The sequence below is a fragment of the Variovorax sp. LjRoot290 genome (assembly GCF_964253985.1).
GTDB lineage: Bacteria > Pseudomonadota > Gammaproteobacteria > Burkholderiales > Burkholderiaceae_C > Variovorax.
This window is the reverse complement of record NZ_CAXURW020000001.1, coordinates 2,563,684-2,581,104: the sequence shown is the minus strand read 5'-3', so window position 1 is coordinate 2,581,104 and position 17,421 is coordinate 2,563,684. Positions and strand designations below refer to the sequence as shown.

At 67.3% G+C, this 17,421-nt stretch carries 16 protein-coding genes and 1 tRNA gene; 10 read left to right on the top strand and 7 right to left on the bottom strand.

Annotated features, from left to right (window positions below):
• Positions 1–69: 69 nt before the first annotated feature.
• The 9 genes from ACSQ9A_RS12970 (at position 70) to ACSQ9A_RS12930 (ending at position 9,738) form a co-directional block, all read left to right on the top strand.
• Positions 70–1,485 carry a PLP-dependent aminotransferase family protein gene (locus ACSQ9A_RS12970; protein WP_436303926.1) on the top strand — a complete coding sequence of 472 codons (1,416 nt, stop codon included), beginning with the start codon at positions 70–72 and terminating at the stop codon, positions 1,483–1,485.
• An 8-nt stretch (positions 1,486–1,493) separates the two neighbouring features.
• Positions 1,494–2,699, top strand: a complete 1,206-nt coding sequence (gene dapC / locus ACSQ9A_RS12965) for a succinyldiaminopimelate transaminase (RefSeq protein WP_436303925.1) — start codon at positions 1,494–1,496, stop codon at positions 2,697–2,699.
• A gap of 21 nt (positions 2,700–2,720) precedes the next feature.
• Positions 2,721–3,545, top strand: coding sequence for a 2,3,4,5-tetrahydropyridine-2,6-dicarboxylate N-succinyltransferase (gene dapD / locus ACSQ9A_RS12960; RefSeq protein ID WP_093107623.1), 825 nt, complete (start codon positions 2,721–2,723; stop codon positions 3,543–3,545).
• A 45-nt stretch (positions 3,546–3,590) separates the two neighbouring features.
• Complete coding sequence (locus ACSQ9A_RS12955; RefSeq protein ID WP_093107625.1) at positions 3,591–4,739, top strand: PilT/PilU family type 4a pilus ATPase; 1,149 nt, start codon at positions 3,591–3,593, stop codon at positions 4,737–4,739.
• Between the two features lie 15 nt (positions 4,740–4,754).
• Complete coding sequence (gene dapE, locus ACSQ9A_RS12950; RefSeq protein ID WP_436303924.1) at positions 4,755–5,936, top strand: succinyl-diaminopimelate desuccinylase; 1,182 nt, start codon at positions 4,755–4,757, stop codon at positions 5,934–5,936.
• Positions 5,933–6,799, top strand: a complete 867-nt coding sequence (prmB, locus tag ACSQ9A_RS12945) for a 50S ribosomal protein L3 N(5)-glutamine methyltransferase (RefSeq protein WP_093107629.1) — start codon at positions 5,933–5,935, stop codon at positions 6,797–6,799. The genes dapE and prmB overlap by 4 nt, the downstream gene beginning before the upstream one ends.
• Positions 6,796–8,757: an ABC-F family ATP-binding cassette domain-containing protein gene (locus tag ACSQ9A_RS12940; RefSeq protein WP_436303923.1), complete on the top strand. Its 1,962-nt coding sequence runs from the start codon at positions 6,796–6,798 to the stop codon at positions 8,755–8,757. Before prmB ends, ACSQ9A_RS12940 begins: the two co-directional genes overlap by 4 nt.
• 25 nt (positions 8,758–8,782) lie before the next feature.
• Positions 8,783–9,349 (top strand): hypothetical protein, encoded by a 567-nt coding sequence (locus ACSQ9A_RS12935; RefSeq protein WP_093107633.1) that lies wholly within the window; start codon positions 8,783–8,785, stop codon positions 9,347–9,349.
• A 164-nt stretch (positions 9,350–9,513) separates the two neighbouring features.
• A complete protein-coding gene (locus ACSQ9A_RS12930) occupies positions 9,514–9,738 on the top strand; it encodes a hypothetical protein (RefSeq protein WP_436303922.1) in 225 nt (74 codons plus the stop codon).
• A gap of 100 nt (positions 9,739–9,838) precedes the next feature.
• Here the strand turns inward: ACSQ9A_RS12930 and ACSQ9A_RS12925 are convergent, their stop codons facing one another.
• From ACSQ9A_RS12925 to tolB, 6 genes are all read right to left on the bottom strand, one after another.
• Positions 9,839–10,141, bottom strand: coding sequence for a hypothetical protein (locus ACSQ9A_RS12925; RefSeq protein WP_139191694.1), 303 nt, complete (start codon positions 10,139–10,141; stop codon positions 9,839–9,841).
• A gap of 245 nt (positions 10,142–10,386) precedes the next feature.
• Positions 10,387–10,462 (bottom strand) — tRNA-Lys (locus ACSQ9A_RS12920).
• Between the two features lie 48 nt (positions 10,463–10,510).
• Complete coding sequence (locus tag ACSQ9A_RS12915; protein WP_436303921.1) at positions 10,511–11,314, bottom strand: tRNA threonylcarbamoyladenosine dehydratase; 804 nt, start codon at positions 11,312–11,314, stop codon at positions 10,511–10,513.
• A gap of 23 nt (positions 11,315–11,337) precedes the next feature.
• Positions 11,338–12,087 carry a tol-pal system protein YbgF gene (gene ybgF / locus ACSQ9A_RS12910; protein ID WP_436303920.1) on the bottom strand — a complete coding sequence of 250 codons (750 nt, stop codon included), beginning with the start codon at positions 12,085–12,087 and terminating at the stop codon, positions 11,338–11,340.
• A 2-nt stretch (positions 12,088–12,089) separates the two neighbouring features.
• Positions 12,090–12,605, bottom strand: coding sequence for a peptidoglycan-associated lipoprotein Pal (pal, locus tag ACSQ9A_RS12905; protein WP_093107643.1), 516 nt, complete (start codon positions 12,603–12,605; stop codon positions 12,090–12,092).
• A gap of 19 nt (positions 12,606–12,624) precedes the next feature.
• The gene (gene tolB / locus ACSQ9A_RS12900) at positions 12,625–13,941 is read right to left on the bottom strand and encodes a Tol-Pal system beta propeller repeat protein TolB (protein ID WP_170855609.1); all 1,317 of its coding nucleotides are present in this window, start codon (positions 13,939–13,941) and stop codon (positions 12,625–12,627) included.
• A 155-nt stretch (positions 13,942–14,096) separates the two neighbouring features.
• Between tolB and msbA the strand changes: the two genes are divergently transcribed.
• Positions 14,097–15,881: a lipid A export permease/ATP-binding protein MsbA gene (gene msbA, locus ACSQ9A_RS12895; RefSeq protein WP_093107645.1), complete on the top strand. Its 1,785-nt coding sequence runs from the start codon at positions 14,097–14,099 to the stop codon at positions 15,879–15,881.
• 9 nt (positions 15,882–15,890) lie between these two features.
• On the opposite strand, the gene rng is transcribed toward msbA, so the two are convergent.
• On the bottom strand, positions 15,891–17,417 hold the full coding sequence (gene rng, locus ACSQ9A_RS12890; protein ID WP_436303919.1) for a ribonuclease G: 1,527 nt from the start codon (positions 17,415–17,417) through the stop codon (positions 15,891–15,893).
• Positions 17,418–17,421 lie beyond the last annotated feature (4 nt).

Here is a 17,421-nt window from a genome sequence, read left to right as displayed (position 1 = left end):
GACTGAGCAACGCGGTGCACGCCCATATACAGTGCACCGACCCGTACCCCACCCTGGATGAACGCACCGATGATTTCCATTGACGGCACCCGGCCCGTACCGCTGGTGCGGCAGGTCTACGAGGCGCTGGTCGAGAAGATCGACAAGGGTGCGCTGCCCCCGGGCACGCGGCTCGCATCGGTGCGCGCGCTGGCCGGCGAATGCGGCATCAGCACCATGACCGTGACCAATGCCTACAGCCGGCTGGTGGCCGAGGGTTATGTGGAGGCGCGGCCAGGCAGCGGCTACTTCGTCGCCGCGAACCGCAGCCGCACCGCGATGCAGCAGCGCCGCAAGCCCTTCGTCGGCCATACCTCGGTCGATTCGCTGTGGCTGATACGGCGCGTCTATGAGGACGACAGCACGCTGCTCAATGCCGGCTGCGGCTGGCTGCCGCCCGACTGGCTGCACACCGACGGCGTGCGCCAGGCGCTGGCGGGCCTGGCGCGCAAGAAGTCCGCCGGCCTGGCGAACTACGGCACGCCCTACGGCTACCTGCCGCTGCGCCAGCAGATCCAGATCCTCTTGGCCGCGCGCGCCGTCGACGCCACGCCGCACCAGATCGTGCTCACCCATGGCGCCACGCAGGCCTTGGCACTCGCCGGCCGCTGCCTGCTGCAGCCGCGCGACACGGTGCTGGTGGACGACCCGGGTTCGACCAACTTCTTCGCCACCCTGCGATCGCTCGGCGTGCGCCTGATCGGCGTCGAGCGCAAGCTCGACGGCCCCGACCTCGTGGCCCTGCAGGCGCTGGCGCAGCGCCACCGGCCCAAGGCCTTCTTCATCAGCACCCACCTGCACAACCCCACGGGCAGCCAGTGTTCGCCGGCCGTGGCCTACCAGATCCTGCGGCTGGCCGAGCAGTACGACTTCCGCGTGGTGGAGAACGACGTCATGGCCGGCCTGGAACCGCCCGGCGCCACCAGCCTGGCGAGCCTGGACCAGCTGCGCCGCGTGATCTACGTCGGCAGCTTCTCCAAGACGATCTCCCCCAGCCTGCGGGTGGGCTTCGTCGCCAGCAGCGAGGAGTTCGCGGAAAAGCTCATCTACGAGAAGATGGTCAGCAGCCTCACCAGTTCCGAACTGGGCGAGAAGCTGGTGCATGCGGTGCTGGTCGAGGGGCGCTTTCGCGCCCATATCGCCCGGCTGGCCGCACGGCTCGGCGCCGCGCAGAACGCGGTGTGCGATGGCCTTGCGGCCGCGGGCCTGGAGGTGTTCACGCGGCCGGCGGGCGGTCCGTTCCTGTGGGCCCGTTTTCCCTCCGAGGACGTCGACGTGCTCGCCGTGGCCCAGCGCGCCGTGGCTGCAGGCATCATGCTGGCGCCCGGCTACCTGTTCCGGCCCGGCCAGCAGCCGACGCCATGGATGCGATTCAACGTCGGCTACGCCGACGATCCGCGTCTCTACGCCTTTCTTGCGGCTGAAACGCAGGCGGGCCCGCGATAATCGCAGCCATGAACCCCCTGCTCGCCAAGCTGCAGCCCTACCCCTTCGCGCGATTGCGCGAACTGTTCGCCGGCATCACGCCGAACCCCGCCTTCGAGCCGATCAGCCTCGGCATCGGCGAGCCCAAGCACGCGACGCCGTCCTTCATCAAGGATGCATTGAGCAACAGCCTCGATACGCTGGCGGTCTACCCCGCGACAGCGGGCGAGCTGCCCTTGCGCGAGGCCTTCACCGGCTGGGTGCGGCAGCGCTACGGCCTGGCGCTCGATCCGGCAACGCAGGTGTTGCCGGTCAATGGCTCCCGCGAGGCGCTGTTCTCTCTGGCGCAGACAGTGGTCGACCCCACGAAGACGCCGGCGCCGGTGGTGCTCTCCCCCAATCCGTTCTATCAAATCTACGAAGGCGCGGCCCTGCTGGCAGGCGCCGAGCCCTATTACGTGCCGAGCGTGGCGGCGCGCAACTTCGCCGTCGACTGGGACAGCGTGCCGACCGAGGTCTGGGCCCGCGCGCAGCTGGTGTACGTCTGCTCGCCCGGCAACCCGACCGGCGCGGTGATGCCGCTTGAAGAATGGAAGAAGCTGTTCGCGCTGGCGGACCAGCACGGCTTCGTCATCGCCTCCGACGAGTGCTACAGCGAGATCTACTTCCGCGACGAGCCGCCGCTGGGCGGACTGGAAGCCGCAGCCAAGCTGGGCCGCGACGACTTCCGCAACCTGGTGGCGCTGACTTCGCTGTCCAAGCGCAGCAACGTGCCCGGCCTGCGCAGCGGCTTCGTCGCCGGCGACGCATCCATACTGAAGAAGTTCCTGCTGTACCGCACCTACCACGGCAGCGCGATGAGCGGCGCGGTGGCGGCGGCCAGCATCGCGGCCTGGAGCGACGAAAGCCATGTGGTCGACAACCGCGCGCAGTACCGCGCCAAGTTCGCAGCCGTGACGCCGCTGCTCGAGCCGGTGCTCGATGTGCGCCTGCCCGATGCCAGCTTCTACCTCTGGGCGGGCGTGCCGGCAGTGTGGAACGGCGACGACACCGCCTTCGCCCGCGAGCTCTACGCTCAATACAATGTGACGGTGTTGCCGGGCAGCTACCTGGCGCGCGATGCGCAAGGCGCCAACCCCGGCCGGGGCCGCATCCGCATGGCGCTCGTGGCCAGCACCAAGGAGTGCGTGGAGGCCGCGCAGCGCATCGTCCAGTTCGTTCAACGGGGCCGCTGAGCCCTCTTTCATCGATTCCACATGACCCAACAACTCCAGCAGACCATCGACGCCGCGTGGGAAGACCGCGCCAACATCTCCGCCACCAGCGCCCCGAAGGAAGTTCGCGATGCGGTCGAGCATGTGATCGCCGAGCTCAACAACGGCAAGCTGCGCGTCGCCACCCGCGAGGCCGTGGGCCAGTGGACGGTGCACCAGTGGATCAAGAAGGCCGTGCTGCTGTCCTTCCGCCTCAAGGACAACGAGCAGATGCAGGCCGGCTCGCTCGGCTTCTACGACAAGGTGCCGACCAAGTTCTCGCACCTCTCGGCCGGCGAGCTGAAGGAAGCCGGCGTGCGCATCGTGCCGCCGGCGGTGGCGCGCCGCGGCAGCTACATCGCCAAGGGCGCGATCCTGATGCCCTCCTACGTGAACATCGGCGCCTACGTCGGTGAAGGCACCATGGTCGACACCTGGGCCACGGTCGGCTCCTGCGCCCAGATCGGCGCCAACGTGCACCTCTCGGGCGGCGTCGGCATCGGCGGCGTGCTGGAGCCGCTGCAGGCCGGCCCGACCATCATCGAGGACAACTGCTTCATCGGCGCGCGCTCCGAAGTGGTCGAAGGCGTGGTGGTCGAAGAGAACTCGGTGCTGTCGATGGGCGTGTACATCGGCCAGAGCACGCCGATCTACGACCGCGCGACCGGCGAAGTGACTTACGGCCGCGTGCCGGCAGGCTCGGTGGTCATCAGCGGCACGCTGCCCAAGGACAACGGCAAGTACAGCCTGTACGCTGCGATCATCGTGAAGCGAGTGGACGCGCAAACCCGCGCCAAGACTTCGCTCAACGACCTGCTGCGCGACTGAACACTTCGTTCTTAACCAACAACACAACGCCGAGGAGAAATGCCGATGAAGACGATGGAGCGAATTCTTCGCCTGATGGCCGAACGCAAGGCGTCCGACATCTACCTCTCGGCGCACTCCCCGGCGCTGATCCGCATCAACGGCAACTGCCTGCCCATCAATGCGCAGGTGCTGCCGCCGGAGGCGCCGCTCGCCCTGCTCTCCGAGGTGGTGAATGCGGAGCGCATCGCCGAACTCGAACGCACCGGCGAGCTCAACACGGCGATCGCGCTCGAGGACGCGGGCAACTTCCGCATCAGCGCCATGCGCCAGCGCGGCAGCTATGCGGTGGTGGTGCGGCACATCGCCTCGGTCATCCCGTCCTTCGCCGAGCTGAACCTGCCCGAGATCCTGAAGACGCTGGTGATGGAGAAGCGCGGCCTGATCCTGATGGTGGGCTCCACCGGCGCCGGCAAAAGCACCACGCTCGCCTCGATGCTCGACTTCCGCAACGAGAACGCGACCGGCCACATCCTGACGGTCGAAGAGCCGATCGAGTTCACCTTCACCAACAAGAAGTCGATGGTGAACCAGCGCGACGTCGGCAGCGACACGCAGTCGCTGCAGATCGCGCTCAAGAACGCGCTGCGCCAGGCGCCGGACGTGATCCAGATCGGCGAGATCCGCGATCGCGAGACCATGACGGCCGCAATCGCCTACGCCCAGTCGGGCCACCTGTGCGTGGCCACGCTGCATGCCAACAACAGCTACCGCGCGCTCAACCGCATCCTGAGCTTCTACCCGGTCGAGGTGCGCGCCACGCTGCTGGGCGATCTCGGCGGCGCCTTGCGCGCGATCGTCGCGCAGCGCCTGCTGCGCACGCCCGACGGCGCCCGCATGCCGGCGCTCGAAGTGCTGCTTAACACGGCGCTGGTGGCCGAGCTCATCGGCAAGGGCGACTTCTCGGGCGTCAAGGAAGCGATGGAGCAGTCGATGGCCGAAGGCTCGCAGACCTTCGAAGAAGACATCGCCCGGTTGATCACCGACGGCTTCATCACCCGCGAGGAAGGCCTCGCGCAAGCCGACTCCCCGACCAACCTGATGTGGCGCCTGCAGAACCGCGCCGCGCCGGCGGCACGCCGCGAAGACCGCGCGCTGCTCGACCAGGTCGACGAACCCACCTTCACGGACATCACGCTCGACGTCCGTCACTAGCCCTTTTCTCTTTCAATGTCCCGAACGCTGCAACTCGCCGAACAACTGATCTCCCGCCCCTCGGTCACCCCAGACGATGCGGGCTGCCAGCAGATCCTCGGCGAGCGGCTGGCGCGGCTCGGCTTCCGGCTCGAAAGCATCGAAAGCGGCCCGGCCGACTTTCGCGTGACCAACCTCTGGGCCGTGCGCCCCGGCGCTGCCGGGCCGCAGGCCACGCGCACCGTGGCCTTCGCCGGCCACACCGACGTGGTGCCCACCGGCCCGCTCGAGCAGTGGAGCAGCCATCCGTTCACGCCCACGCACCGCGACGGCAAGCTCTACGGCCGCGGCGCCTGCGACATGAAGACCTCGCTGGCGGCCTTCGTCGTCGCGATCGAGGACTTCCTGGCCACGACGCCCGATCCGCGCCTCACGCTCGCCCTGCTGCTCACCAGTGACGAGGAAGGGCCGGCGCTCGATGGCACCGTGGTGGTCTGCAGCACGCTGGCCGCGCGCGGCGAGCGCATCGACTACTGCATCGTCGGCGAGCCGACCGCGGTCGAGCGCTGCGGCGACATGATCAAGAACGGCCGGCGCGGCACGATGAGCGGCAAGCTCACCGTCAAGGGCGTGCAAGGACACATCGCCTATCCGCATCTGGCGAAGAACCCGGTCCACGCCTTTGCGCCGGCGCTGGCCGAACTGGTCGCGATCAACGCGGCCGGGGGTTGGGACGCCGCTGCCAATGCCTATTTCCAGCCGACCAGCTGGCAGATCAGCAACATCCACGCCGGCACCGGCGCCAGCAACATCATTCCCGGCGCGGCGGTGATCGATTTCAATTTCCGCTTCTCGACCGAATCGACGCCCGAATCGCTGCAACAGCGCGTGCGGGCCGTGCTCGATACGCACGGCCTCGACTACACGCTGGCCTGGACCATCGGCGGCCTGCCCTTCCTGACCACGCCGGGCGAACTGGTCGGCGCGGTGCAGCAGGCCATCCGCGACGAGACCGGCATCGAGACCGAGCTGTCGACCAGCGGCGGCACCAGCGATGCGCGATTCATCGCCAAGATCTGCAAGCAGGTGGTCGAACTAGGCCCCGTCAACGCGAGCATCCACAAGATCGACGAGCACATCACCGTCGCCGAGATCGAGCAGCTCAAGAACATTTACAAGCGCACGCTGGACCGGCTCGAAACGCTGCAAGGCGTATGAGCAGCGTCATCGAATTGATCGAGGCCGGCGCCACGCAGCTGGCCGATGCGGGCGTGGCCTTCGGCCACGGCACCACCAACGCCTTCGACGAAGCCGCCTGGCTGGTGCTGTGGCGCCTGGGCCTGCCGCTGGACGACCTGGATGCGGTCGCCGATCGCGCGGTGGCGCCGGCGGATGCAGCGCGGGTGGCCGACGTGCTGGCGCAACGGATCGCGACGCGCAAGCCCGCGGCTTATCTGACCAAGGAGGCCTGGCTGCAAGGCGTGCCCTTCTACATCGACGAACGCGCCATCGTGCCGCGCAGCTTCATCGCGGAGCTGCTGGCCGATGGCAGCATCGATCCCTGGCTCGGCGAACACACCCGGCGCGTGCTGGACCTGTGCACCGGCAACGGCAGCCTCGCGGTGCTGGCGGCGATGACCTATCCGGAAATCAGCGTCGACGCGGCCGACCTGTCGACCGCGGCGCTCGAAGTGGCGGCCATCAACGTCACGCGCCACCAGCTCGATGCGCGCATCACGCTCGTCGAATCCGATGGCCTCGCAAAGGTGCGCGGCCCCTACGACCTGATTCTTTGCAACCCGCCCTACGTCAATGCGAAAAGCATGGCCGGGCTTCCCGCCGAATACCGCGCCGAGCCCGAACTCGCGCTGGCCGGCGGCGCCGACGGCATGGACTTCATCCGCCGGCTTTTCGCCGACGCACCGGCGCGCATGAGCGAATCCGCCGTGCTGGTGCTTGAAATCGGCAACGAGCGCTCGCACTTCGAGGCAGCGTTCCCGCAGCTCGAAGTGGTGTGGCTCGCCACCAGCGCGGGCGAAGACCAGGTATTGCTGGTCCCGCGCGAATCACTTCTTCAATGATCACTCTCAAAAACGTCATCCTGCGCCGCAGCGCCAAAGTGCTGCTCGACGGCGCCAGCGTCACCATCAACCCCGGCGAGAAGGTCGGGCTGGTGGGGCGCAACGGCGCCGGCAAGTCCACCTTGTTCGCGCTGTTCAACGGCACGCTGCACGAGGACGGCGGCGACTTCGCCTCCCCAAAGCAGTGGCGCCTGGCGCAGGTCGCGCAGAACATGCCCGAGACCGACGAGTCCGCCACCGACTTCGTGGTCGGCGGCGACACGCGGCTCACCGAGTTGCGCGAAGCCCTCGCCGTCACCGAAGCCGCCCATGCAGCCAACCCCGACGATCACGACATCGGCATGGACCTGGCGCATGCCTATACCGACCTGGCCGACGCCGGCGAGCACGATGCCGTGCCGCGCGCACAGGCGCTGATCCTCGGCCTCGGCTTCAAGGCGCACGAGCTCGACCAGCCGGTCAACAGCTTCTCCGGCGGCTGGCGCATGCGCCTGCAGCTGGCCCGCGCGCTGATGTGCCCAAGCGACCTGCTGCTGCTCGACGAGCCGACCAACCACCTGGACCTGGACGCCCTGGTCTGGCTCGAAGCCTGGCTGCAGAAGTACGCCGGCACGATGATCGTGATCAGCCACGACCGCGAGTTCCTCGACGCCGTGACCGACGTGACGCTGCACATCGAGCACGCCAAGCTCACGCGCTACGGCGGCAACTACAGCGCCTTCGAGACCTTGCGTGCCCAGCAGATGGAGCTGCAGCAGTCCGCCTTCGCCAAGCAGCAGGACAAGATCGCCCATCTGCAGAAGTTCATCGACCGCTTCAAGGCCAAGGCCAGCAAGGCCAAGCAGGCCCAAAGCCGCGTCAAGGCGCTGGAGCGCATGGAAAAGGTCGCGCCGCTGCTGGCCGAGGCCGACTTCAGCTTCGAGTTCAAGGAGCCAGGGAACATCCCGAACCCGATGCTCTCGATCAGCGATGCGAGCTTTGGGTACCTGATTGAGGACGAGCCGCCCAAGACCATCCTGCGCGGCGTCAACCGCTCGGTGCTGGCCGGCCAGCGCATCGGCATCCTGGGCGCCAACGGCCAGGGCAAGTCGACCCTGGTCAAGACCATCGCGCGCGAAATGGGTGCGCTCGCCGGCACGGTGACCGAGGGCAAGGGCCTCAACATCGGCTACTTCGCGCAGCAGGAGCTCGACGTGCTGCGCCCGCAGGACACGCCGCTCGAACACATGGTGCGCATGGCACGCGAGCTTGGCTCGAGCGTCAAGGAGCGCACCGGCGAACAGGACCTGCGCGGCTACCTGGGCAGCTTCAATTTCAGCGGCGACATGGTGAAACAGGCGGTCGGCACCATGAGCGGCGGCGAGAAGGCGCGCTTGGTGCTGGCGATGATGGTCTGGCAGCGGCCCAATCTGCTGCTGCTCGACGAGCCGACCAACCACCTGGACCTGGCCACCCGCGAGGCCCTGGCCGTGGCGCTCAACGAGTTCGAAGGCACGCTGATGCTGGTGAGCCACGACCGGGCGCTGCTGCGCTCGGTCTGCGACGAGTTCTGGCTGGTCGGCCGCGGCGTGGTGACCGATTTCGACGGCGACCTCGACGACTACCAGCGCTACCTGCTGGACGAGGCCAAGCGCCTGCGCGAAGAGGCCAAGTTGGCGACGCGCGAGGCTGCTGCCGTCGTCGAAAAGGCCGCACCCTCTCCCCAGGCGGCGGCCCAGGACCGCCAGCAGCGCAGCGAGCAGGCGAAGCCGATCAAGCGCGAGCTGGCGCAGATCGACGAGCGGCTCGCCGCCGCCGGCACCGAAAAGGCCTCGCTCGAAGCGCGGCTGGCGAATCCGCTGCCCGCGCCTGAGATCGCCGAAGCCGGCAAGCGCTTGAAGACGCTGAACGACGAGATCGGACAGCTCGAGGAGCGCTGGCTGGCGCTGTCGGACCGGCTCGAGGCGCTCGCGGCCTGAGCTGGCGTGATAGGCTGCGCCGAATATGCCGTCGGCCATCGAACTCGCTCAGGGTGATCCGCAGCTGATCGCGGCGATCCGGCGCAGCCGGCGCCTGCTCGGCCGCAAGGCGCTGATCGCTGCCGCCGCGAGCGCGGTGCCGCTTCCCGGCGTCGATTGGGCCGCCGACGCGGCACTGCTCTCGCGGGTGGTGCCCCAGATCAGTGCGGAATTCGGCCTCTCGGCGACCCAGATCCAGCGCCTGGCGCCCCATCAGCGCGAGCGCGTGCAACAAGCGGCCGCCGCCGTCGGCGCCCTGCTGGTGGGCAAGCTCGTGACCCGCGAATTGCTGATCAAGCTGGCCCGCCACGCCGGCATCCGCCTGACCGCGAAGCAGGCCACCAAGTACGTGCCCATCGCGGGCCAGGTCGTCTCGGCCGCGCTGGGCTACGCCGCCCTGCGCACGTTGGGCGAGCTGCACATCAAGGAGTGCGTGCAGGTGGCGCAATCGGTCCGGCACCTGCTCCCGCCACCCGAAGGCGCGCCGCGGGCTGAAGAGCCGGCAGCCTCGTCCCGCATCCGCCAGACATGGAATCGCCTCCGCTTGCACTGAAAGGGGGCGTGCCTTTGCCCCCACAGGGAGTTGGACTAACACGCCGCAGAATCCGGCGCAATCGTGCTGACGGGTGATAATGCGCCCAAAGCAACGGAGAGCCCCCGACCGATTTAGGGGCAAGCCCCAAAGGCCAAACAGGGACCACGGTGGGAGATCGAAAGATGAATGAGACAGACCTCGCGACATCGATAGAGCGACTCATGGCCCGGGTCGACTACTACCTGCACTGCGAGCTGGATGAAGAGTACGACCACGACCGCCCGGACACGGCGCGCCGTCAGTTGGAGGCGGCCTTGCGGCAGGAGCTGCTGCGTGCGAGCGCCGTCGGCATCGTTTCAGCGATCTCGAGCACTCACCCGGCGCTGGGCGGCAACGAGGCGGCCTGAACCCCTGAAGTTCCCAAGGAAATCAAGCGCTTAGCCTAAGAACCGTTCCGCAATTCGCTTCCCGAAGAGGTCCGCAAGCCAACAGGCATGCGGGCCTTTCTTATTTGACCGGCTTTTGCAACGCGTCCGCGAACTTCAAGACGTTCTTCGATATGGTCTCCATGATCTGCCGGTCTTCAATAAGGCTGCCGAGTTGCTGATGAAGCTGCAGCAGCGCTGGGGTAGGCATCACGATGGTTTGAACCGGCTTCGGCACCTCACCAGATCGAGCCTCAGCCCCGAAAATGAGCTTGGAGACAAACGGTCCGACGGCAATTTGCGCGATCTGATCCACATACACGGTCGAAGGAGACTGCAGGACCGGTTCCGTCAGGGTGGGTTTCGGTGGCGTTGGTATGTTCATCTTGAGGGTCCTACCGGACTTGTTCGTCAACAAATGGCTGCGTAAAGAGCCGGGCGACTGAGATCCTCCGCGCTGTCAAGTGCGAGCGCGCTGAAGTTCTGCGAGAGCCTCGAGGGATTCGGGACGTGCGTCCTTCATGCTCATGAAAGGGTGCGCCCTCTATGCCAAGTTGCGGAACAACTTCAGGAATCGCGGAACAGCGCTATAAAAGCAATAGCGCCGGTTCCAGCAACAGAGCGGCTTGGTGGTAGGACGTACAAGATTCGAACTTGTGACCAACGGATTAAAAGTCCGCTGCTCTACCAACTGAGCTAACGTCCCACTCTTTGTTTTTCTTGGTGCCGGCGTCGAGGCCGGCAAAGCCCACAATTATAGCGTGGCGTTGCGCGAGATCCGGTCCAGAACCCAGCCCGCTGCACATTGCCCGAAAGTGGCCGTCACGCTCACCACCGAACCGTAGCCGTGGCAGTTGAGGGAGCCATCTCCCTCCTCGATCGCACAGGAAGCGTCGGGCGGCGCCACGCTTTCGCGGCTGAAGACGCAACTCACACCGATCTTGTGGCCCTCGCGCGGCGCGCCGTGCTCCTTGCGCAGGCGCTGGCGCAGTTGCGCAAGCAGCGGATCGTGGGTGACCAGCGCGAGGTCGTCGATGTCGACCTTGTGGGCCAGGCGCTTGCCGCCGGCCGCACCCACGGTGATGAAGCCGGTGCCGGTCTCGCGGGCCCAGGCCGCCATGGCCAGCTTGGCACGCACCTGGTCGCAGGCATCGACGACGGCGGCCACGGGTCCGTTCGCCGCCTGCGCGCTCGCCAGCAGCTCCTGCCAGTTGCCGGGTTCGACGAACTCGTCGATCGCCAGCACCTCGCAGGCGGGATGAATGTGCGCGATGCGCTCGCGCATGGCTTCGACCTTGGCCTGGCCCACGGTGGTGTCGAGCGCATGGATCTGCCGGTTGATGTTCGATTCGGCGATGTGGTCGAGGTCGATCAGCGTGAGCCGTCCGACGCCGCTGCGCGCCAGTGCCTCGACCGCCCAGGAGCCGACGCCGCCGATGCCGGCGACCAGCACATGGGCATCGCGGATGCGGCCCGCACCCGGCACGCCATAGAGCCGCTCGAGCCCGCCGAAGCGGCGGGCCAGATCGGCGTCGTCCAGGGTGACGACGGGAGACATTGCGTTCAAGCCGCTACCCCGGTTTACCGGAGCCGCGAGAGGCGCTCACGCCCGGCCTGCGCGGCTTCGGACTGCGGATAGGCCTTGGTCAGGTCTTCGAGCGTACGGCGTGCCGCGCGCGTGTCCTTCAGCTCGATCTGGCAGTTCGCGATCGACAGCACCGCCTCGGGCGCCTTCGCGTGATCGGGCGCCAGCGAGAGCATCGACCTGAAATTGGCGATGGCCTCGTTGTAGTTGCGCGTGGCGTACTGCGCGTTGCCGAGCCAGAACAGCGCCGAGGCGTTGTAGCCGCTCTGCGGATAGCGCTTCACGAACTCGGCAAAGGCCGTCTGCGCTTGCGCGAACTGGCCGCCGCGGAAGATGCCCAGCGCCGCATCGAAGTCGGCCTTCTCTTTCGGGTCGGCCGTGAACTCGCGGCCGTCGACCGCGACCTTCGACGGCTCGTTCTTCTTGAGCCGGTCGTCGATCTCGGCCTGGCGCTGCTGCAGCTCCGTGATCGTGCGCGTGAGCTGCTCGTTCTGGCCCGTCATGCGCTGGAGATCGCCGCGCATCTGCTCGATCTGCGTCTGCAGGTCGAGCAGGCTGCGCCGCAGCTGCGCGTTCTCGTCGTTCTGGCGCTGCTCGGCCTGCTGGCGCATGGCCTCGACACGCTGGCGCAAGTCGAGGATCGCGCGGCGCGCCTCGTCGTCCTCGAACAGCGCGGCCTGTGCGCCCAGCGAGGCACACAACAAGGCGGCAACGAGTGCCGCGCTACGCAAGGAAACTCGTCGCATCATCAACGGTAGGTGATCTCGGCGCGGCGGTTCTGCGCCCAGGCGTCTTCAGTGCTGCCCGGCGCCGCCGGCTTTTCCTTGCCGAAGCTCACGGCCTCGATCTGGCTGTCCGGCACGCCCAGGAGGCCGAGCGAACGGCGCACGGCTTCGGAGCGCTTCTGGCCCAGCGCCAGGTTGTATTCGCGGCCGCCGCGCTCGTCGGTGTGGCCTTCGATCGAGATGCGACGCTGCGGGTTGGCCTTCAGGAAGCGGGCATGGCCATCGATCAGCGACTGGAACTCGGGCTTGATCGTGTAGCTGTCGAAGTCGAAATAAACGATCCGTGCCACGCCGACCGGGCCCTGTGCGGTCTGCGCGCGCGGGTCGATGCTGACCGGCGCGACGCCGCTGGCCGTTCCGCCGGCCCCCCCGGCGGTGCCTGAGCGGTCCACCACCGGCGTGTCGCTCACCTTGGTCCCGGACGAGCAACCGGCGATCAGCGCCACGATGGCCAGCGAATAAATCGTACGTTTCAACATTTCGAACTCCTCAAGTTAATCATTGCTTTTGAAACGGACCCCAGTCCGGTTCCCGGATGTCTCCCGCCTGTCCTGCCAGTCGAGCTTTTATTTTTCCGTCGAGTGTTGTTGTCATCAGCGCTTCGCGGCCTTGCAGCCGGGTGGCATAGACGATCAGCTTGCTGTTCGGGGCGAAACTGGGATTCTCGTCGGCCGTGGTGTCGGTGAGCGCCGTCACGTTGCCCGTCGCCAGTTCCATCACATGGAGTTTGAAGGCACCGCCCACCCGCGAGATGTAGGCCAACCACCGGCCATCGCCGCTGACCGACGGAGAAATGTTGTAGGTGCCGCTGAAGGTCACGCGTGTCGGGTTGCCGCCGTTGGCGCCCATCTTGTAGATCTGGGGTGCGCCGCCGCGATCGCTCACGAAGTAGATGGTGCCGCCGTCGGCGGAGTACACCGGCTCGGTGTCGATGCTGTTGCTCTGCGTGAGCCGGCGCGGTTCGCCGCCGTTCGACGAGATGGTGTAGAGCTGCGAACCGCCGTCGCGGCTCAGCGTGACGGCCAGCGTGCTGCCGTCGGGCGACCAGGCCGGCGCACTGTTGGAGCCCTTGAAGTTGGCCACCAGCCGCCGCTGGCCGTTGGCGACGCTGTGCACGTACACCACCGGCTTGCGCGATTCGAAGGACACGTAGGCGAGCTGCGCGCCGTTGGACGACCAGACCGGCGAGATGATCGGCTCGGGGCTGGCGAGCGCGGCCTGCGCGTTCTCGCCGTCGGCATCGGCGACCCACAGGTTGTAGCGGGTGCCGCCCTTGGTCACGTAGGCGATGCGGGTCGAGAAGATGCCTTTCTCGCCTGTAAGCTTTTCGTAGACATAGTCCGCGATGCGGTGCGAGGCCAGGCGCAGATCGCCTTGCGGCACGGTGTAGCTCTGGCCGCCGAGGTCTTGTCCGCGCACCACGTCCCAGAGGCGGAAGCGCACGTCGTAACGGCCGTCTGCGAGCCGCGTCACGCTGCCCACGACCAGCGAATCGGCCGTGCGTTGCCGCCACAGGCTCAGGTCGGGACGCGAGGTCTCGTCGAGCGACTGGCCCGAGGCGTCGACGCCGCGGAACTGGCCGCTGCGTTCGAGGTCGGCCTGGACGATGGCCGCGGGCTTCTGCGGCGATGCGTCTTCGCCCTTGAAAGGCGCAAGCGCGATCGGCAGCTGCGTCAATCCGACGCCCGACACCTCGACCCTGAACTGGGCGAGCACGGGAAGTACGGGGGAGGCAGCCAATGCCGCGATCAGTGTGCGGCGGACGGAGAACGATGAAGAAGGGGTTGGGGAGAATTCTTGCAACGGCTTTTTCATGCAGTTCGGAGAGGTTTCCGGGATTTAAGTTTCATGCCCGGACGAAACGAGGCCACATGGTACACAAGGCGATGCACGCAAGGTCACAAAACGTGTATGTGCAGGCGTGGTCCTACAGCGGGGGCCGATCGTACGCAACCGTAGAATGCGCCGCCATGCAGCCTTCCCCCGACGCCGAGTCCGCGCGCCCTCCTCTCACGCGCCGGCTTGCGCGACTCATGACCTGGTTCGGAGGCTCGCGCCGGTGGTGGGCGCTCGGGCTCGCCACGGCCCTCGTCGCCGCCTTGACCGAGCCCCTGATGCCCGCGCTGCTCAAGCCGCTGCTCGACCGCGGCTTCACGCGCGGACAACTTGCGCTCTGGATGGTACCGGCGGCCATCATCCTGCTCTTCGCGGTGCGCGGCCTCGCGCAGTTCGTCTCGCAGTACGCGCTGGCACGCATCGCCAACGAAGGCATGCAGCGGCTGCGACGCGTGATGTTCGAAAGGTTGCTTGCGGCCGAGCTCGCCCTCTTCTCGCGCCAGTCGGCGAGCGCGCTGTCGAACACCGTGGTCTACGAGGTCCAGACCGGCGCCATGCTGCTGGTGCAGGCGCTCCTGGGCCTGTCGCGCGACGGCTTCACGCTCATTGCGCTCCTGGCCTACCTGATCTACCTGAACTGGAAGCTGACCTTGATCGTCGGCGTGCTGGCGCCCGGCGTGGCCTGGATCATGAAGGTGTTCTCGAAGCGCCTCTATCGCCTCACGCAACTCGGCCAGCAGGCCACCGACGAGCTGGCCTACGTGGTGGAGGAGAACGTGCTCGCGCACCGCATGGTGCGCTTGCACAACGCGGAGGCCAGCCAGACCGAGCGCTTCGACCGCCTCAGCCACAGCCTGAATCGCCTGGCCGTGAAGTCCACCATCGCCTCGGCCGCAATGACGCCGCTGACCCAGATCGTGGCTGCCGTCGCGCTGTCGGTGGTCGTGATGATCGCCCTCTGGCAAAGCGGCGAGCAGGGCCTGACGGTGGGCGGCTTCGTTGCCTACATCACGGCGATGCTGATGTTGATCGCGCCGATCCGCCGCCTCGCCGACATCGCCGGCCCGATCACGCGCGGGCTCGCGGCGCTCGAGCGCGGCCTGGCCTTGATCGACAGCGTCGCATCCGAATCACAGGGCCGCTTCGAGACGCCGCGGGCCGAAGGCCGCATCGAGCTGCGCGCGGTGCGGGTCAACTACCGCGGAGAGGACGAGGCCCGGGCGCTCGACGGCGTGAGCCTTTCGATCGCGCCCGGCGAGGTGGTGGCCTTTGTCGGCCCCTCGGGATCGGGCAAGACCACGCTGGTCAACCTGCTGCCGCGCTTCGTGCTGCCGAGTGCCGGCCAGGTGCTGCTGGACGGCCACGACGTTGCCGAGTGGAAGCTGAAAAGCCTGCGCGCGCAGTTCGCGATGGTCAGCCAGGACGTGATCATGCTCAACGACACGCTGGCGGCCAACGTGGCGCTCGGCGCCGCGGTCGACCGCGAACGCGTGCTCGCCTGCGTGGCGGCCGCGAACCTGGCCGTGCACGTCCAGAGCCTGCCGCAGGGCATCGACACCGTGCTCGGCCACAACGCGACGCAGCTCTCGGGCGGACAGCGGCAGCGGCTCGCGATCGCACGCGCACTCTACAAGGACGCACCGGTGCTGCTGCTCGACGAGGCCACCTCGGCCCTCGACACCGAATCCGAGCGGCTGGTGCAGGAAGCGCTGCAGCGGCTGATGCAGAACCGCACCACCCTGATCGTCGCGCACCGGCTCTCGACCATCCAGCATGCCGACCGCATCATCGTGATGGAGCATGGCCGCATCGCCGAGCAAGGCAGCCATGCGCAGCTGATGGCGCTGGAAGGACTCTATGCGCGGCTGCAGACGCATGCAGTACGCAGCGCAACTGCCGGCCAAGACCCGACGCTCTAGCGCGGCCGGCTAGAGCAGCACGATGTCGTACTGCCCCTGCCCCATCGCCGGCTCCGCCTGCAGCGAGATCGGCTTGCCGATGAAATCGCTGAGGCCCGCCAGGTGCTGGCTCTCCTCATCGAGAAAAAGCTCGATCACCTGCGGCGACGACACGATGCGGAACTCGCGCGGCGTGAACTGGCGCGCTTCGCGCAGGATCTCGCGCAGCACGTCGTAGGCCACGCTGCGCGCGGTCTTCACGATGCCCTGCCCGTTGCAGGCCAGGCAGGGTTCGCAGAGCATGTGGGCCAACGATTCGCGCGTGCGCTTGCGCGTCATCTCGACCAGGCCCAACTGCGAGAAGCCGCCGGCCGTGGTCTTGACGCGGTCGCGCGCGAGTTGCTTGCGAAACTCGGCCAGCACCTGCTCACGATGGTCGTCGCGCGCCATGTCGATGAAGTCGACGATGATGATCCCGCCCAGGTTGCGCAGCCGCAGCTGCCGCGCGATGGCCTGCGCGGCCTCGAGGTTGGTCTTGAAGATGGTGTCGTCGAAGTTGCGCGCGCCGACGAAGCCGCCGGTGTTCACGTCGACGGTGGTGAGCGCCTCGGTCTGGTCCACCACGAGGTAGCCGCCGGACTTCAGGTCGACGCGGCGGCCCAATGCCTTGGCAATTTCCTCGTCGATCGAATAGAGGTCGAAGATCGGCCGCTCGCCCTTGTAGAGCTGCAGCTTGCCGGCCGCCTGCGGCATGAATTCGAGCCCGAACTTGAGGAGTAGGTCGAACTGCTCGCGCGAGTCGATGCGAATAGTCTGCGTGTCCTCGCTGGTCATGTCGCGCAGCACGCGCTGCAGCAGGCTCAGGTCCTGGTGCAGCAGCGACATGGGCGGCATGCGCGACGAGAGCTCGCGGATGCGCGACCAGGTCTTGCGCAGGTAGGCGATGTCTTCGGCCAGCTCGGCATCGCTCGAATCCTCGCCGTTGGTGCGCAGGATGAAGCCGCCGGTGTTCGCGGGCACCACGCCGCCGCTGTCGGCCGCAGCGGCGGCCTCGATCAGCACCTGCATGCGCGTGCGCAAGGCATCGCGCAGGTCCGGCGGAATCTTCTGCGAGACGCCGACATGGTTGTCCTGCGGCAGGAAGACGAGCAGCCGGCCGGCGATGCTGATCTGGGTCGACAGCCGCGCGCCCTTGGTGCCGATCGGGTCCTTGATCACCTGCACCAGCAGCGACTGCCCTTCGAACACCTGCCTCTCGATCGGCACCACGGCGCCGCCGTTGCGGCCGTCGCGCTCTGGCTGCGGCGCGCTCGGCCGCGAACCGGGCGTGAAAGGCGCCACGATGTCGGCCACATGCAGGAAGGCCGTGCGGTCGAGCCCGATGTCGATGAAGGCCGACTGCATGCCCGGCAGCACGCGCGAGACCTTGCCGAGGTAGATGTTGCCGACCAGCCCGCGTTCGAGCGTGCGCTCCACGTGCAGCTCCTGGACGGCGCCATGTTCGACCAGGGCGACACGGGTCTCCTGAGGGGACCAGTTGATCAGGATGTCTTGCATGTTT

What these genes read in the sequence shown, in the direction of transcription:
- ACSQ9A_RS12970 (WP_436303926.1), top strand. Translation starts at nt 70, where the DNA reads ATGATTTCCATTGACGGCACCCGGCCCGTACCGCTGGTGCGGCAGGTC.
- dapC (WP_436303925.1), top strand. Translation starts at nt 1,494, where the DNA reads ATGAACCCCCTGCTCGCCAAGCTGCAGCCCTACCCCTTCGCGCGATTG.
- dapD (WP_093107623.1), top strand. Translation starts at nt 2,721, where the DNA reads ATGACCCAACAACTCCAGCAGACCATCGACGCCGCGTGGGAAGACCGC.
- ACSQ9A_RS12955 (WP_093107625.1), top strand. Translation starts at nt 3,591, where the DNA reads ATGAAGACGATGGAGCGAATTCTTCGCCTGATGGCCGAACGCAAGGCG.
- dapE (WP_436303924.1), top strand. Translation starts at nt 4,755, where the DNA reads ATGTCCCGAACGCTGCAACTCGCCGAACAACTGATCTCCCGCCCCTCG.
- prmB (WP_093107629.1), top strand. Translation starts at nt 5,933, where the DNA reads ATGAGCAGCGTCATCGAATTGATCGAGGCCGGCGCCACGCAGCTGGCC.
- ACSQ9A_RS12940 (WP_436303923.1), top strand. Translation starts at nt 6,796, where the DNA reads ATGATCACTCTCAAAAACGTCATCCTGCGCCGCAGCGCCAAAGTGCTG.
- ACSQ9A_RS12935 (WP_093107633.1), top strand. Translation starts at nt 8,783, where the DNA reads ATGCCGTCGGCCATCGAACTCGCTCAGGGTGATCCGCAGCTGATCGCG.
- ACSQ9A_RS12930 (WP_436303922.1), top strand. Translation starts at nt 9,514, where the DNA reads ATGAATGAGACAGACCTCGCGACATCGATAGAGCGACTCATGGCCCGG.
- ACSQ9A_RS12925 (WP_139191694.1), bottom strand. Translation starts at nt 10,141, where the DNA reads ATGAACATACCAACGCCACCGAAACCCACCCTGACGGAACCGGTCCTG.
- ACSQ9A_RS12915 (WP_436303921.1), bottom strand. Translation starts at nt 11,314, where the DNA reads ATGTCTCCCGTCGTCACCCTGGACGACGCCGATCTGGCCCGCCGCTTC.
- ybgF (WP_436303920.1), bottom strand. Translation starts at nt 12,087, where the DNA reads ATGCGACGAGTTTCCTTGCGTAGCGCGGCACTCGTTGCCGCCTTGTTG.
- pal (WP_093107643.1), bottom strand. Translation starts at nt 12,605, where the DNA reads ATGTTGAAACGTACGATTTATTCGCTGGCCATCGTGGCGCTGATCGCC.
- tolB (WP_170855609.1), bottom strand. Translation starts at nt 13,941, where the DNA reads ATGAAAAAGCCGTTGCAAGAATTCTCCCCAACCCCTTCTTCATCGTTC.
- msbA (WP_093107645.1), top strand. Translation starts at nt 14,097, where the DNA reads ATGCAGCCTTCCCCCGACGCCGAGTCCGCGCGCCCTCCTCTCACGCGC.
- rng (WP_436303919.1), bottom strand. Translation starts at nt 17,417, where the DNA reads ATGCAAGACATCCTGATCAACTGGTCCCCTCAGGAGACCCGTGTCGCC.